At 54.5% G+C, this 13,555-nt stretch carries 14 protein-coding genes; 13 read left to right on the top strand and 1 reads right to left on the bottom strand.

The window, feature by feature from the left end; translation table 11 throughout:
* Positions 1-41: 41 nt before the first annotated feature.
* The gene (gene pspF, locus GVO84_RS12585) at positions 42-1,019 is read right to left on the bottom strand and encodes a phage shock protein operon transcriptional activator (RefSeq protein ID WP_159514334.1); all 978 of its coding nucleotides are present in this window, start codon (positions 1,017-1,019) and stop codon (positions 42-44) included.
* 166 nt (positions 1,020-1,185) lie between these two features.
* Here pspF and pspA point away from each other — a divergent pair, with 166 nt between their 5' ends.
* The 13 genes from pspA (at position 1,186) to pgmB (ending at position 13,542) form a co-directional block, all read left to right on the top strand.
* Positions 1,186-1,854: a phage shock protein PspA gene (gene pspA, locus GVO84_RS12580; protein ID WP_029740507.1), complete on the top strand. Its 669-nt coding sequence runs from the start codon at positions 1,186-1,188 to the stop codon at positions 1,852-1,854.
* 49 nt (positions 1,855-1,903) lie between these two features.
* Positions 1,904-2,128, top strand: a complete 225-nt coding sequence (pspB, locus tag GVO84_RS12575) for an envelope stress response membrane protein PspB (protein ID WP_023312045.1) — start codon at positions 1,904-1,906, stop codon at positions 2,126-2,128.
* The gene (gene pspC, locus GVO84_RS12570; protein WP_023617934.1) at positions 2,128-2,487 is read left to right on the top strand and encodes an envelope stress response membrane protein PspC; all 360 of its coding nucleotides are present in this window, start codon (positions 2,128-2,130) and stop codon (positions 2,485-2,487) included. Before pspB ends, pspC begins: the two co-directional genes overlap by 1 nt.
* A gap of 12 nt (positions 2,488-2,499) precedes the next feature.
* Positions 2,500-2,724: a phage shock protein PspD gene (gene pspD, locus GVO84_RS12565; protein WP_023312043.1), complete on the top strand. Its 225-nt coding sequence runs from the start codon at positions 2,500-2,502 to the stop codon at positions 2,722-2,724.
* Between the two features lie 196 nt (positions 2,725-2,920).
* Positions 2,921-4,618, top strand: a complete 1,698-nt coding sequence (locus GVO84_RS12560; protein WP_159514333.1) for a sugar phosphorylase — start codon at positions 2,921-2,923, stop codon at positions 4,616-4,618.
* Positions 4,619-4,631: 13 nt separating this feature from the next.
* Positions 4,632-5,924 (top strand): ABC transporter substrate-binding protein, encoded by a 1,293-nt coding sequence (locus tag GVO84_RS12555; protein ID WP_159514332.1) that lies wholly within the window; start codon positions 4,632-4,634, stop codon positions 5,922-5,924.
* Positions 5,925-5,946: 22 nt separating this feature from the next.
* On the top strand, positions 5,947-6,828 hold the full coding sequence (locus GVO84_RS12550; RefSeq protein ID WP_028013373.1) for a carbohydrate ABC transporter permease: 882 nt from the start codon (positions 5,947-5,949) through the stop codon (positions 6,826-6,828).
* Positions 6,815-7,657, top strand: coding sequence for a carbohydrate ABC transporter permease (locus GVO84_RS12545; RefSeq protein WP_159514331.1), 843 nt, complete (start codon positions 6,815-6,817; stop codon positions 7,655-7,657). The genes GVO84_RS12550 and GVO84_RS12545 overlap by 14 nt, the downstream gene beginning before the upstream one ends.
* 28 nt (positions 7,658-7,685) lie before the next feature.
* A complete protein-coding gene (locus tag GVO84_RS12540; protein ID WP_159514330.1) occupies positions 7,686-8,738 on the top strand; it encodes a zinc-dependent alcohol dehydrogenase in 1,053 nt (350 codons plus the stop codon).
* A gap of 17 nt (positions 8,739-8,755) precedes the next feature.
* Positions 8,756-9,544: a sugar phosphate isomerase/epimerase family protein gene (locus GVO84_RS12535; RefSeq protein WP_121423940.1), complete on the top strand. Its 789-nt coding sequence runs from the start codon at positions 8,756-8,758 to the stop codon at positions 9,542-9,544.
* A gap of 11 nt (positions 9,545-9,555) precedes the next feature.
* The gene (locus GVO84_RS12530) at positions 9,556-10,614 is read left to right on the top strand and encodes a Gfo/Idh/MocA family protein (RefSeq protein ID WP_159514329.1); all 1,059 of its coding nucleotides are present in this window, start codon (positions 9,556-9,558) and stop codon (positions 10,612-10,614) included.
* Positions 10,608-12,887, top strand: a complete 2,280-nt coding sequence (locus tag GVO84_RS12525; RefSeq protein ID WP_159514328.1) for a glycoside hydrolase family 65 protein — start codon at positions 10,608-10,610, stop codon at positions 12,885-12,887. Before GVO84_RS12530 ends, GVO84_RS12525 begins: the two co-directional genes overlap by 7 nt.
* The gene (pgmB, locus tag GVO84_RS12520) at positions 12,877-13,542 is read left to right on the top strand and encodes a beta-phosphoglucomutase (RefSeq protein WP_159514327.1); all 666 of its coding nucleotides are present in this window, start codon (positions 12,877-12,879) and stop codon (positions 13,540-13,542) included. Before GVO84_RS12525 ends, pgmB begins: the two co-directional genes overlap by 11 nt.
* The last annotated feature ends 13 nt before the right edge of the window (positions 13,543-13,555 follow it).

The following is a 13,555-nucleotide window of genomic DNA, read 5'->3' as shown; positions in this document are numbered from 1 at the left end:
GCCTGCTTCGTAAAAATGTCTGCGGGTAAGTGCTGATATTGTCAGCGCATTTGATGCTTTTTAAGCAATGCCCTTAACTGATGGTAGGTCAGACCCAGCAGTTCAGCCGCCCGTTTCTGGTTATATTTTGCCGTCTTCAGGCTTTGCTCCAGCAGCTGTTTCTCCTGGTCGTTCTGGAACTGGCGTAAATCAAGGGGGAGAGTAGAGAGATCGCCTGAAGACGTTGGTGCGGACAGCGGCGGCACGCTGCGCTGGAAAGGATCGATAATGATGTTGTCCAGCTCCGTCTCGCTGCTGCCGTGGCGATAGACGGAACGCTCCACGACGTTTTTCAGTTCGCGGATATTTCCCGGCCAGTGGTAAGCAAGCAGCGTCTCCTGTGCATAATCGCTGAAGCCGGGGAACAGCGGCAGTCCGAGCTCGCGGCACATCTGAATCGCAAACTGGTCTGCCAGCAGCATGATGTCGCTTTTGCGCTCGCGCAGCGGAGGAAGCTGAACGACGTCAAAGGCCAGACGGTCAAGCAGGTCGGCACGGAATTTCTCCTCCGCCACCATCTCCGGCAGGTTGGCGTTCGTGGCGCACACCAGACGCACGTTAACCTGCAGCGGCTGGCTACCGCCGACGCGCTCCAGCTCGCCGTACTCAATCACACGCAGCAGTTTTTCCTGCACCAGCATGGGCGCGGTGGCCAGTTCATCAAGAAACAGCGTACCGCCGTCGGCGCGCTCAAAGCGCCCGGGATGGCGCTTCTGGGCACCGGTAAACGCGCCCGCTTCATGGCCGAAGAGCTCGGTGTCGAGCAGGTTTTCATTCAGCGCCGCGCAGTTAAGGGAAATGAAGGGGCCGTCCCAGCGCCCGGATAAATAGTGCAGACGGTTGGCTATCAGCTCTTTCCCCGTTCCGCGTTCACCGATGATCAGCACCGGTTTGTTGAGCGGCGCCAGGCGAGAGACCTGTTCCAGCACTTCAAGGAAACTGTTTGCTTCACCAAGTAAATTGTCTTTGTATCCAGGCATGATGAAATTAACCACTCCTTAGCGATATTCACCAGGAAAGGATAGTTCTTCACTGCATGAAAATCAATCAGTGTCAGTGAAATCAATAAGATAAAAAGTTGGCATGATGTTTGTATTATCTGTACAGCAGGGCATAGCCCGATAACAGAACTATGAGGATTTGATTATGGGTATTTTTTCTCGTTTTGCCGACATCGTGAACGCCAACATCAACTCACTGCTTGAGAAAGCGGAAGATCCGCAGAAGCTGGTACGCCTGATGATTCAGGAGATGGAAGACACGCTAGTTGAAGTGCGTTCTACCTCCGCCCGTGCGCTGGCGGAGAAAAAACAGCTTACGCGTCGTATTGAACAAGCTACCGCTCAGCTGAACGAATGGCAGGAAAAAGCGGAACTGGCGCTGCGCAAAGATAAAGAGGATCTGGCCCGTGCGGCGCTGATCGAAAAACAGAAGCTGGCCGATATGGTCGCGACGCTCGAGCATGAAGTGACGCTGGTGGATGACACGCTCACCCGTATGAAGAAAGAGATTGGTGAGCTTGAAAACAAACTGAGCGAAACCCGCGCGCGTCAGCAGGCGCTGACTCTGCGTCACCAGGCGGCAAGCTCTTCCCGCGATGTGCGTCGTCAGCTGGACAGCGGTAAGCTTGATGAAGCGATGGCGCGTTTTGAATCGTTTGAACGTCGTATCGACCATATGGAAGCCGAAGCCGAAAGTCACGGCATCGGTAAGCAGAAGTCGCTGGATCAACAGTTCGCCGACCTGAAGGCCGACGATGAAATCAGCGAGCAGCTGGCGGCACTGAAAGCCAAAATGAAGCAAGACAACCAATAATAATTCCTGCGGCACCTGAGCGTGCCGCATCGTAAGACAAGGAGTACACATGAGCGCGCTTTTTCTGGCCATTCCCCTGACAATTTTCGTGCTGTTCGTTTTGCCGATTTGGCTGTGGCTGCACTACAGCAACCGTTCTTCACGGGGTGAACTTTCCCAGAGTGAACAACAGCGTCTGGTACAGCTCTCCGATGAGGCGAACAAAATGCGCGAACGCATTCAGGCGCTGGAAGCCATCCTGGATGCTGAACATCCAAACTGGAGGGACCGTTAATGTCTGGACTGAATCTGAACAAAAAGCTGTGGCGTATCCCCCAGCAGGGCATGGTGCGCGGCGTTTGTGCCGGACTGGCTCATTATCTTGATGTCCCGGTCAAACTGGTGCGCGTGGTCACGGTGCTATCGATCTTCTTCGGTCTGGCGTTTATTACCCTGGTGGCATACATCGTCCTGTCGTTTGTCCTTGACCCGATGCCGGAAGGAGAACTGGCTGCGGAAGGCGCCCCTACCAGCAGCGATCTTCTCAATGCGGTTGATGAGCAACTTGCCGCCGGTGAGAAGCGGCTACGGGAAATGGAACGCTATGTCACGTCGGATACCTTTACGCTGAGAAGTCGTTTTCGTCAGCTTTAAGAGAGAGATGAGATGAAACAACACTGGCAACAGGCCGGTCAGAAGGTAAAACCCGGCCTGAAAATCGCAGGTAAACTGGTCCTGCTGACCGCGTTAAGGTTCGGCCCGGCAGGTGTGGCGGGGTGGGCGATTAAATCCGTTGCCCGCAAGCCGGTCAGAATGGTGCTGGCCGTGGCGCTCGAACCGCTGTTGCAAAAGGTGGCAAAACGGCTTTCTCGTCGTTACTTATCCCAATAATTCCCGCTGGCGTTAGCCCTTTCCCTTCCGGGAGAGGGACTGGCGACGGTTAACCGCATTTCTCTTTTCCCCGTGCTTTCTTTGCGGCAGCTCACAATATTGCGCTGAGCTGCTTTGCAAACACCTTTTTCTCCTCCCTGGTCCGTTGACAGATATTTTTCATGGGAGTAGATTGCCACTCCGTGGGACCGCTACCATGGAAAATGAAATGAAGATAAAAATTAAAGATCTCATTAATCTTGTTTACGGGGAAACGTTTTCTGAAGCCCATCTTAATGCGCTTTTGGAAAATATTGAAAAGGCTGCTTCTGTTATTACAGAAAAACGTAAAATGGCCTGGGATGAAAAAGATGTTGTTCTGATTACCTATGCCGATCAGTTTTCAGCGAAAGGGGAGAAGGCACTGCCGGTTTTTACACGTTTTTATAACAAGTGGCTTTCTCATTCTTTTTCTCATGTCCATCTCTTGCCTTTTTATCCATGGTCTTCGGACGACGGGTTTTCTGTTATTGATTATCATGAGGTTGCACCTGACACGGGTACGTGGCGAGATGTTGCTGAGTTAAAACAGTCAGCCAGCTTAATGTTTGATTTCGTCTGCAATCATATGTCAGCCAAAAGCAAATGGTTCGCTAATTATCTGAAGCAAACGCCTGGCTATGACGATTTCTTTATTTCTGTCGATCCTGAAACAGACTTATCCGCGGTGACGCGTCCGCGTGCCTTACCGCTTCTTACGCCTTTCACGCTGCATGATGGCAGCGTGCGACACCTGTGGACCACCTTCAGCGAGGACCAGATTGACCTCAATTTCGCCTCTCCGCAGGTGCTGATCGCGATGGTGGATGTGCTTCTGCATTACCTGATTGAAGGGGCGCGGTACATTCGTCTGGATGCTGTGGGCTTCATGTGGAAAATACCCGGAACAAACTGCATCCACCTTGAGCAAACCCACCAGCTCATCCAGCTTTTCCGCGCTATTACCGAGGCTGTCGCCCCGGGAACGGTGATTATCACCGAGACGAACGTTCCGCATAAAGATAACGTTGCTTACTTCGGTGACGGTGAAAATGAAGCGCAGATGGTGTATCAGTTCTCTTTGCCCCCGCTGGTGCTGCATGCGGTGCATAGTCAGAACGTACGGACGCTGAGCCAGTGGGCAGCGTCGCTGACGCTGCCTTCCACCAAAACCACCTGGTTTAACTTCCTGGCCTCTCATGACGGAATTGGTCTGAACCCGCTACGCGGCATTTTGCCTGAGTCGGAAATCCTCTCGCTTGTGGAGAAACTTCAGGCTGAAGGGGCGTTGGTTAACTGGAAAAATAACCCGGATGGGACACGCAGTCCTTATGAAATTAATGTGACCTATCTGGATGCATTAAGTACGCACGACAGTCTTGATAGCCATAGGATTGCCCGGTTTATTCTGGCGCATGCCGTCCTCTTAAGCTTCCCCGGCGTGCCAGCGGTTTATATCCAGAGTATTCTCGGCTCGCGAAATGATTATGCAGGTGTTGAGCGCCTGGGATACAACCGCGCAATAAATCGTGAGAAATACGCTGCGGGACAAATTGATAGCGTGCTTGAGGATAAAAATAGCCTGCGTTCTCAGGTCTATTTCTCGTTAAGCCAGCTAATCGCGCTGCGTCGGGCGGAAAAAGCATTCCATCCTGACAGTGAGGCTTATTTTAGTGCGTCAGGTGAACATGTTTTAAAAATCGTTCGCGTGGCGAGTTGTGGCGAGAAAATAACGGCGCTGTTTAATTTCAGTGATGGCATTCAAACGGTGGAATCGGATATTCAATCCGGAACGGAGTTGATAGCCGGAAAAGATATTACAGATAAAACGCTGACCCTACATCCATGGCAGGTGTTGTGGATTAAAGAAAACTAAAAAGGACCTTAAAATGAAAATGCCCAAAATTGTGCTGATATCAGCGCTGGTTTCGTGCGCCCTGTTATCGGGCTGTAAGGATGACAAAAAGTCTGCTGTCACCATTGAGTTTATGCACTCATCGGTCGAGCAGGAGCGTCAGGCGGTTATCACGAAGCTGATTGAAAAATTCGAGAAAGAGAACCCCGGCATCACGGTGAAACAGGTGCCGGTAGAAGAGGATGCCTACAACACCAAGGTCATTACGCTCGCCAGAACGGGCGCGCTGCCCGAGGTGATTGAGGTCAGCCATGACTACGCGAAAGTCATGGACAAGGAACAGCTGCTGGATCGCAAGGCTATCAGTGAAGCCATTAAAGCGGTAGGTGAAGGCACCTTCTATGACGGCATTTTGCGTGTTGTTCGTACAGAAGACGGTTCTGCCTGGACGGGTGTGCCAGTCAGTGCCTGGCTATCCGGCGTCTGGTATCACAAAGATGCGCTTGCTGCGGCGGGTATCCAGGAGCCACACAACTGGGAACAGCTGCTGAAAGCCAGCCAGCGCCTTAACGACCCGGCCAAAAAACGTTACGGCATTGCGCTGCCCACCGCGGAAAGCGTGATGACAGAGCAGGCATTCTCCCAGTTTGCGCTTTCCGGCGGCGCGAACGTTTTTGATGCCAAAGGGAACGTCGACATCGATACCCCTGTAATGGCAAAGGCCCTGGCGTTTTATAAATCCCTGGCCGCGACCACCATGCCGGGTTCAAACGACGTCATGGAGATCAAAGATGCCTTCATGAACGGCTCCGCGCCGATGGCGGTTTACTCCACCTACATCCTGCCGGCGGTATTCCACGACGGAAACCCTGCCAACCTGGGCTTCGTCGTCCCAACAGAAACCTCTTCTGCTGTTTACGGCATGGTCACGTCGCTGACGATTACCACCGGTCAAACCGAAGATGAAACTCAGGCGGCTGAAAAGTTTGTCACCTGGATGGAGCAGGCTCAAAACGCAACCGACTGGGTCATGATGTCACCGGGTGCGGCACTGCCGGTGAACAAGCTGGTGGTGGGCACTGATACCTGGAAAAACAACGATGTGATTAAAGCGTTTGGGCAACTGCCTTACGAACTGATTGCGCAGTTCCCAAATGTGCAGGTCTTTGGCGCCGTGGGCGACAAAAACTTCACACGCATGGGCGATGTAACCGGGTCCGGCATCATCAGTTCCATGGTGCACAACGTCACGGTGGGGAAACACGATCTCAGCAGCACGCTTAGTGACAGCCAGAAGCGACTGACTGATCTGATTTCACAACGATAGGAGCGCTCTGCGGAAGGAAATTATGAAGACGTTGTTTTCTGGTCGTTCAGATATGCCTTTCGCCATGCTGCTGTTGGCCCCCAGCCTGATTTTGCTGGGGGGCCTGGTGGCCTGGCCAATGATTTCCAATATTGAAATCAGTTTCTTACGTCTGCCGCTTAACCCGCGTATTGATGCGGTGTTCGTCGGGCTCGATAACTACATCCGCATTCTCGGGGATGCTGCGTTCTGGCACTCGCTGTGGATGACGTTCTGGTACACCGCGCTGGTCGTGCTCGGCAGTACCGGGCTGGGGCTTGCCGTCGCCATCTTCTTTAACCGGGAGTTTCGTCTGCGGAAAACGGCGCGTTCGCTGGTGATTTTATCCTACGTAACGCCGTCCATTTCGCTGGTGTTTGCATGGAAATACATGTTCAACAACGGCTACGGCATTGTGAACTACCTGGGCGTTGACCTGCTGCATCTGTATGACCAGGCACCCCTGTGGTTCGACAATCCTGGCAGCAGCTTTGTACTGGTGGTGCTGTTCGCCATCTGGCGTTACTTCCCGTACGCGTTCATTTCGTTCCTGGCGATTTTGCAGACCATTGATAAGTCGCTGTATGAAGCGGCGGAAATGGACGGCGCGAATGCCTGGCAGCGTTTTCGAATCGTTACGCTGCCCGCGATTATGCCAGTGCTGGCAACGGTGGTGACGCTTCGCACTATCTGGATGTTCTATATGTTTGCGGATGTCTACCTGTTGACTACCAAGGTCGATATTTTGGGCGTCTACCTCTACAAAACGGCATTCGCTTTCAATGATTTGGGTAAAGCTGCGGCGATCTCCGTCGTGCTGTTCGTGATCATCTTCGCGGTGATTCTGCTGACCAGAAAAAGGGTAAACCTCAATGGCAACAAATAAACGCGTACTGAGCCGCATTGGTTTTTATCTGGGGCTGGCGGTATTTCTGATTATCACGCTGTTCCCGTTCTTCGTGATGCTGATGACGTCATTCAAGAGCGCGAAAGAGGCGATATCGCTTAACCCGACCATATTGCCGCAGGCGTGGACGCTGCAGCATTACGTCGACATCTTTAATCCGCTGATTTTCCCGTTTGTGGACTATTTCAAAAACAGCATGGTGGTGTCGCTGACCTCCTCGGTGATTGCCGTGTTTCTCGGCACGCTGGGGGCTTACGCTTTATCCAAACTGCGTTTTAAGGGCCGCACGACGATCAATGCGAGTTTTTACACCGTCTACATGTTCTCCGGGATATTGCTGGTGGTGCCGCTGTTCAAAATCATCACGGCCCTTGGGATCTACGACACCGAGCTGGCGCTGATTATCACCATGGTGACCCAAACGTTACCGACAGCGGTGTTCATGCTGCGCAGCTATTTCGACACCATCCCGGACGAGATCGAAGAAGCCGCGATGATGGACGGCCTGAACCGCCTGCAAATCATCTTTCGCATCACCGTGCCGCTGGCGATTTCCGGGCTCGTGTCGGTGTTTGTCTATTGCTTCATGGTGGCGTGGAACGACTACCTGTTTGCGTCCATTTTCCTGTCCAGCGCCAGCAATTTCACCTTGCCGGTCGGGCTGAACACGCTCTTTAGCACGCCGGACTATATCTGGGGTCGCATGATGGCGGCATCGCTGGTGACGGCGCTTCCGGTGGTCATTATGTACGCCCTGTCTGAACGTTTTATTAAAAGTGGTTTGACCGCCGGTGGCGTGAAGGGCTGAGGCGGCCAATTTTAACAAGGAGTCAGTCATGAAAAAATTAGTTGCGACAGCGCCACGCGTGGCGGCGCTGGTGGAATATGAAGATCGTGCTGTGGAAGCACATGAAGTGAAAATTCGCGCCCGCTTTGGCGCGCCGAAACACGGTACCGAAGTGGTGGATTTCCGCGCCGCCAGTCCATTTATCGACGAAGAGTTCAACGCTGAGTGGCAGATGTTTACCCCGCGTGAAGAGGGGACGGCCCGCGGGATCGAATTCGGTAAGTTCCAGCTGGGCAACATGATTGTTGGCGACATTATCGAATGCGGTGATGACGTCACTGAATATCAGATCGGCGACAGCGTCTGCTGCTACGGTCCGCTGCAGGAAACGGTCATCGTTAACGCGGTGAATAACTACAAGCTGCGCAAAATGCCGCAGGGGGCCTCCTGGAAAAACGCCGTTTGCTACGACCCAGCGCAGTTCGCCATGAGCGGCGTGCGTGATGCCAACGTCCGCGTGGGCGACTTTGTGGTCGTGGTCGGTCTGGGAGCCATTGGGCAGATTGCGATTCAGCTGGCGAAAAAAGCCGGTGCGTCAGTGGTTATCGGCGTTGATCCAATCGAACACCGCTGCGAGATCGCTCGTCGTCACGGTGCGGACCACTGCCTGAATCCAATCGGTACCGATGTCGGTCTTGAAATCAAGAAGCTGACCGGGAAGCAGGGCGCGGACGTGATCATCGAAACCAGCGGTTTTGCAGACGCGCTGCAGTCCGCGCTGCGCGGACTTGCCTACGGCGGCACCATCTCCTACGTAGCCTTCGCAAAACCGTTCGCGGAAGGATTTAACCTTGGCCGTGAAGCACATTTCAACAACGCGAAGATTGTCTTCTCCCGCGCAGGCAGCGAACCCAACCCGGACTACCCGCGCTGGAGCCGCAAACGTATTGAAGAGACCTGCTGGGAACTGCTGATGAACGGTTATCTGAATTGTGACGATCTGATTGACCCGGTCGTGACTTTCACCACCAGCCCGGAAAGCTACATGACGTATGTCGATCAGCACCCGGAACTCAGTATCAAAATGGGCGTCACTTTTTAAGCTAAGGAGAGCACATCATGAAGATCGCGACACAAAACCAGGCCTTTTTCCCAACCAACATCATGGAAAAATTCGAGTACATCAAAGCGATGGGCTTTGATGGCTACGAAATTGACGGCCGCCTGCTGGTGGAAAACCTCGACGACGTAAAAGCCGCTATCAAAGCCACCGGTCTGCCGGTGACAACGGCCTGTGGTGGATACGATGGCTGGATCGGTGATTTCATCGAAGAGCGTCGTCTGAACGGATTAAAGCAGATTGAACGCATTCTGGAAGCGCTGGCTGAAGTGGGCGGCAAGGGCATTATCGTGCCTGCCGCGTGGGGGATGTTTACCTTCCGTCTGCCGCCAATGACCTCGCCGCGCAGCCTCGATGGTGACCGCAAAGCGGTAAGCGCCTCCCTGCGCTGGCTGGATGAGGTGGCGGCTCGCACCGGGACGACCGTCTACCTGGAGCCGCTGAACCGCTACCAGGATCATATGATCAACACCCTTGCGGACGCGCGTCGCTATATCGAAGAGAACGGCCTGAAGCACGTGCAGATCATCGGCGATTTCTATCATATGAACATCGAAGAAGACTCGCTGACGGATGCGCTGCATCAGCACCGCGATCTGCTGGGCCATGTGCACATCGCAGATAACCACCGCTATCAGCCGGGCAGCGGCAGCCTTGATTTTGCCAGCCTGTTCGACCAGCTGCGTGCCGATAACTATCAGGGATACGTGGTGTATGAATGCCGTGTTCGCGCCGAGGATCCGGCTCAGGCATACCAGGACTCACTCATTTATCTGCGTGAATGCTAAGGATGACGAGCGTGATGAGTGCTTCTACACCTTCGCCTCTGCGCGTTGCCATCATTGGCGCCGGGCAGGTCGCGGATAAAGTGCATGCCTCGTATTACGCCACGCGCAGTGATGTTCAGATGGTGGCTGTCATGGACAGCCATCCTGAACAGGCTCGGGCGTTTGCGGAACGTCATGGTATTTCCTCGGCATGGCAGGATGTGCGAGAGATGCTCGAGGCGGTTAAGCCGGATGCGGTGAGCGTCTGTTCGCCTAACCGGTTCCATTTCGAGCACGTCATGGCCGCGCTGGAAGCGGGCTGCCACGTGATGTGTGAAAAACCACCTGCTATGACGCCACAGGAGGCCGATCGGATGCGCATGGCCGCGCGCAGCGCGGGAAAAGTGCTGGCGTATGATTTTCACCATCGTTTTGCTCTCGATACGCAACTGCTGCGTGAGGCTGTGATGAAGGGCGCGCTGGGAGAAATTTATTACACCACGGCGCAGGCGCTACGGCGCTGCGGGGTTCCTGGCTGGGGCGTCTTTACCAATAAAACGCTACAGGGCGGTGGGCCTCTGATTGATATCGGCATCCATATGCTAGACGCCGCAATGTATGTTCTGGGTTTCCCGGCGGTAAAACGGGTGACCGCACACAGCTTTCAGAAGCTGGGAAACCGTAAAAGCAGCGGCCAGTTTGGCGAGTGGGATCCCACGCGGTTTACCGTGGAAGATGCTCTGTTTGGCACCATTGAGTTCTGCAATGGCGGCATTCTGCGTCTGGACACGTCGTTTGCGCTTAACATCCGCGAGCAGTCGATCATGAACGTCGCATTCTGCGGTGAAAAGGCGGGGGCAACGCTCTTCCCGGCGCACATCTACAGCGACGAAGCCGGTGCTTTAGTCACCCTCACGCAGCGTGAAGAGGCTGACGACCAGCGTCATATGCGCAGTATGGATGCCTTCGTACGCCATGTGCTGGGAGAGCCCGCCACGATCGCTGATGCGGAGCAGGGGCTGGTTATCCAGCAGCTTGTCGCCGCGCTGTATGAATCAGCAGAAACAGGGGAAAGCGTGACGTTATGCTAAACGTGTCTGTATTAACCGACCCGGGATTTTGTCCACACAGCCTGAATAAATACGCCTCCATCATGGCCTGCGGTAATGGCTACATGGGGATCCGGGCTGCGCATGAAGAAGATTACACCCAGCAAACCCGAGGCATGTATCTTGCAGGTCTCTATCATCAGGCGGGTCGTAACGAGACCACTGAGCTGGTCAATCTGCCGGATATCACCGGTATCGATGTTGAGCTGGATGGCGTCAATTTCACGCTCCTGTCAGGCGAAATCCTCGAGTGGCAGCGCGAGCTGGCATTTGCCAATGGCGAACTTCGTCGCAGCGTCGTCTGGCGCTCGCCTGACGGGAAACGCTATCGTCTGGAAAGTCGTCGTTTTGTGTCGCTGGACCAGTTGCCTTTAGTGGCCATGCAGCTTTCGATCACACCGCTTGATGCCGCCACGCAGGCCGTGCTGAAAACCGGCATTGATGCAACGCAAACGAACAGCGGCAGACAGCATCTGGATGAAATGTCGGTCAGAGTGTTCGACCAGCAATACATGCAGGGCGTGTATGAAACGCAGGACCGTGCCTCAGAAGTTGTTGTTTCGGCGTTTTGTCAGCTCTCCGCGAAGAGCGACAGCTGCTTCACCGCCAAAAATCGTCGTCTCAGCGTTCATCATTCGCTGACGATTGCGATGGGTGACACTGTCACGCTCGAGAAAATCGTCTGGGTGACGCATCGCAGTGATAAAGCGCTGTCGCAGGCCTCTTTCGCCCGCAACGCGCTGGCCGATCTTAAAGTCTGTGCGGCAAGAGGCTACGACGCACTGCTTGAGAGTTCAGCGTATACCTGGAAAGAGGTCTGGCGTGACGCTCGAGTAGAAGTGGACTCTACGGAGTATCAGGATCAGATGGCGCTGGATTACGCCGTCTGGCATTTGACGACCATGACACCGGCCCATAATGAGCGAAGCAGTATCGCCGCCAAAGGGCTGACGGGCGAGGGGTATAAAGGCCACGTCTTCTGGGATACCGAAATTTTCCTGCTGCCTTTTCATCTGTTCACCCGCCCGAAGATAGCCCGCAGCCTGCTTCGCTATCGCTGGCTTAATCTCTCAGGCGCACGGGAAAAAGCCCGTCGCAACGGCTGGCCCGGCGCGTTGTTCCCATGGGAAAGCGCCGCCAGCGGTCTGGAAGAGACGCCGGAGTTCGCGGCTATTAACATCCGAACCGGCACGCGCCAGAAGGTGGCCTCCGCGCTGGCGGAACACCACATCGTGGCGGACATTGCCTGGGCCGTCGTCGCTTACTGGCAGGCAACACACGATGATGCTTTTATGCGGAATGAAGGCCTCACGCTGCTGATGGAAACCGCTGCGTTCTGGATGGGCCGCGCAACGGAAATCAATGGTCGTCTCGAAATCCATGACGTCATCGGACCGGACGAATACACCGAGCATGTGAACAACAACGCGTATACCAACTATCTGGCCTGGCACAACGTCGCCTGCGCTCGCCGGTTTATGGCGATGTTTGGGCGCGAGGATGACGGTTTTACGCAGAATGCCACACGGTTCCTGCCGCGCTTATGGCTACCGGAGGCCGACGCGGACGGTGTGATCCCCCAGGATGATACCTTCATGGCAAAACCTGCCATCGATCTGAGCCGCTACAAAGCCAAAGCGGGTAAGCAGACCATTCTGCTCGATTATTCCCGTGCGGAAGTTAACGAGATGCAGATCCTTAAGCAGGCCGATGTGGTGATGCTTAATTATCTACTGCCGGAGCGGTTTACACCGCAGCAGTGCGCCGCCAATCTGGCGTTCTACGAGCCCCGCACGATCCATGATTCGTCGCTGAGCAAGGCCATTCACGGCATTGTGGCCGCCCGCTGCGGTGACACCGAAGGTGCCTACGCCTTCTGGCGTGATGGCGTCGCCATTGATCTTGGTGATGACCCGCACAGCTGCGATGACGGGATTCACGCTGCTGCGACCGGCGCTATCTGGTCCGGCGTTATTCAGGGCTTTGCCGGTATGCAGATAGTGGAAGGGGAGCTGCATCTTTCGCCCAGGTTGCCGGCCCACTGGCGAAGGCTTGCTTTCCCCCTGCGCTGGCGGAACGCAGCGCTGCACTTTACGTATGAAAACGAGGTTTTAACCATTGAAGCTTCAGCACCGGTCACGCTGACGCTGTGGGGCAAAACGCTACTCGTATCGGGGCATAAAGTTTGCGCCTATAAGGACTTTCTTACACCTGTAAATGGGACCGCTACCACGGAGGTGCGCCATGACGCTTAAGGCTGTTGTATTCGATCTGGACGGTGTGATCACCGATACCGCACACCTCCACTTTTTGGCCTGGCGTGCAGTGGCGGAGGAGATAGGCATCACCTTCGATGAAGTCTTCAACGAACAGCTAAAGGGGATAAGCCGTATGGATTCCCTCCAGCGCATCCTGAAGCATGGTGGGAAAGAGGGGACGTTTAGCGATGAGCAGTGCCTCGCGCTGGCGACGAAAAAAAACGCGCTCTATGTCCAGTCTCTGGCGTCACTGACGGAAGATTCTCTGCTTCCCGGTATTCGCGACGTGCTGGCGGATATTCGTGCGGCGAACGTCAAAATTGGGCTCGCCTCCGTTTCCCTGAATGCCCCCGGCATATTGCGTGCCCTGGGCATTCAGCACGCTTTTGATTTTTGCGCTGATGCCTCCCTGATTATCTGTTCGAAGCCGGACCCGGAGATCTTCCTCGCCGCCTGTGCAGGCCTGAATGTGCGTCCTGAAGAGGCCATTGGCATCGAAGATGCACCTGCAGGCGTTGAGGCGATCAACGCGGCGGGAATGCTGTCGGTTGGGATTGGATCTGGCCTGAACCATGCGGGATTACAACTTCATTCAACGCGGGAACTGACCTGGAAATGTCTGACCGAGTTTTGGGCATCCCGGACGTATTGATAAGGAATTAACA

Source organism: Enterobacter sp. SM3 (assembly GCF_009811935.2).
Classification (GTDB): Bacteria; Pseudomonadota; Gammaproteobacteria; order Enterobacterales; family Enterobacteriaceae; genus Enterobacter; species Enterobacter asburiae_D.
Note: the sequence above shows the minus strand (reverse complement) of the source record. Positions and strands in the feature narration are given on the sequence as shown.

Bases quoted from the DNA above. Each gene is read 5' to 3' on its own strand.
- pspF (WP_159514334.1), bottom strand. From the start codon at position 1,019: ATGCCTGGATACAAAGACAATTTACTTGGTGAAGCAAACAGTTTCCTT.
- pspA (WP_029740507.1), top strand. From the start codon at position 1,186: ATGGGTATTTTTTCTCGTTTTGCCGACATCGTGAACGCCAACATCAAC.
- pspB (WP_023312045.1), top strand. From the start codon at position 1,904: ATGAGCGCGCTTTTTCTGGCCATTCCCCTGACAATTTTCGTGCTGTTC.
- pspC (WP_023617934.1), top strand. From the start codon at position 2,128: ATGTCTGGACTGAATCTGAACAAAAAGCTGTGGCGTATCCCCCAGCAG.
- pspD (WP_023312043.1), top strand. From the start codon at position 2,500: ATGAAACAACACTGGCAACAGGCCGGTCAGAAGGTAAAACCCGGCCTG.
- GVO84_RS12560 (WP_159514333.1), top strand. From the start codon at position 2,921: ATGGAAAATGAAATGAAGATAAAAATTAAAGATCTCATTAATCTTGTT.
- GVO84_RS12555 (WP_159514332.1), top strand. From the start codon at position 4,632: ATGAAAATGCCCAAAATTGTGCTGATATCAGCGCTGGTTTCGTGCGCC.
- GVO84_RS12550 (WP_028013373.1), top strand. From the start codon at position 5,947: ATGAAGACGTTGTTTTCTGGTCGTTCAGATATGCCTTTCGCCATGCTG.
- GVO84_RS12545 (WP_159514331.1), top strand. From the start codon at position 6,815: ATGGCAACAAATAAACGCGTACTGAGCCGCATTGGTTTTTATCTGGGG.
- GVO84_RS12540 (WP_159514330.1), top strand. From the start codon at position 7,686: ATGAAAAAATTAGTTGCGACAGCGCCACGCGTGGCGGCGCTGGTGGAA.
- GVO84_RS12535 (WP_121423940.1), top strand. From the start codon at position 8,756: ATGAAGATCGCGACACAAAACCAGGCCTTTTTCCCAACCAACATCATG.
- GVO84_RS12525 (WP_159514328.1), top strand. From the start codon at position 10,608: ATGCTAAACGTGTCTGTATTAACCGACCCGGGATTTTGTCCACACAGC.
- pgmB (WP_159514327.1), top strand. From the start codon at position 12,877: ATGACGCTTAAGGCTGTTGTATTCGATCTGGACGGTGTGATCACCGAT.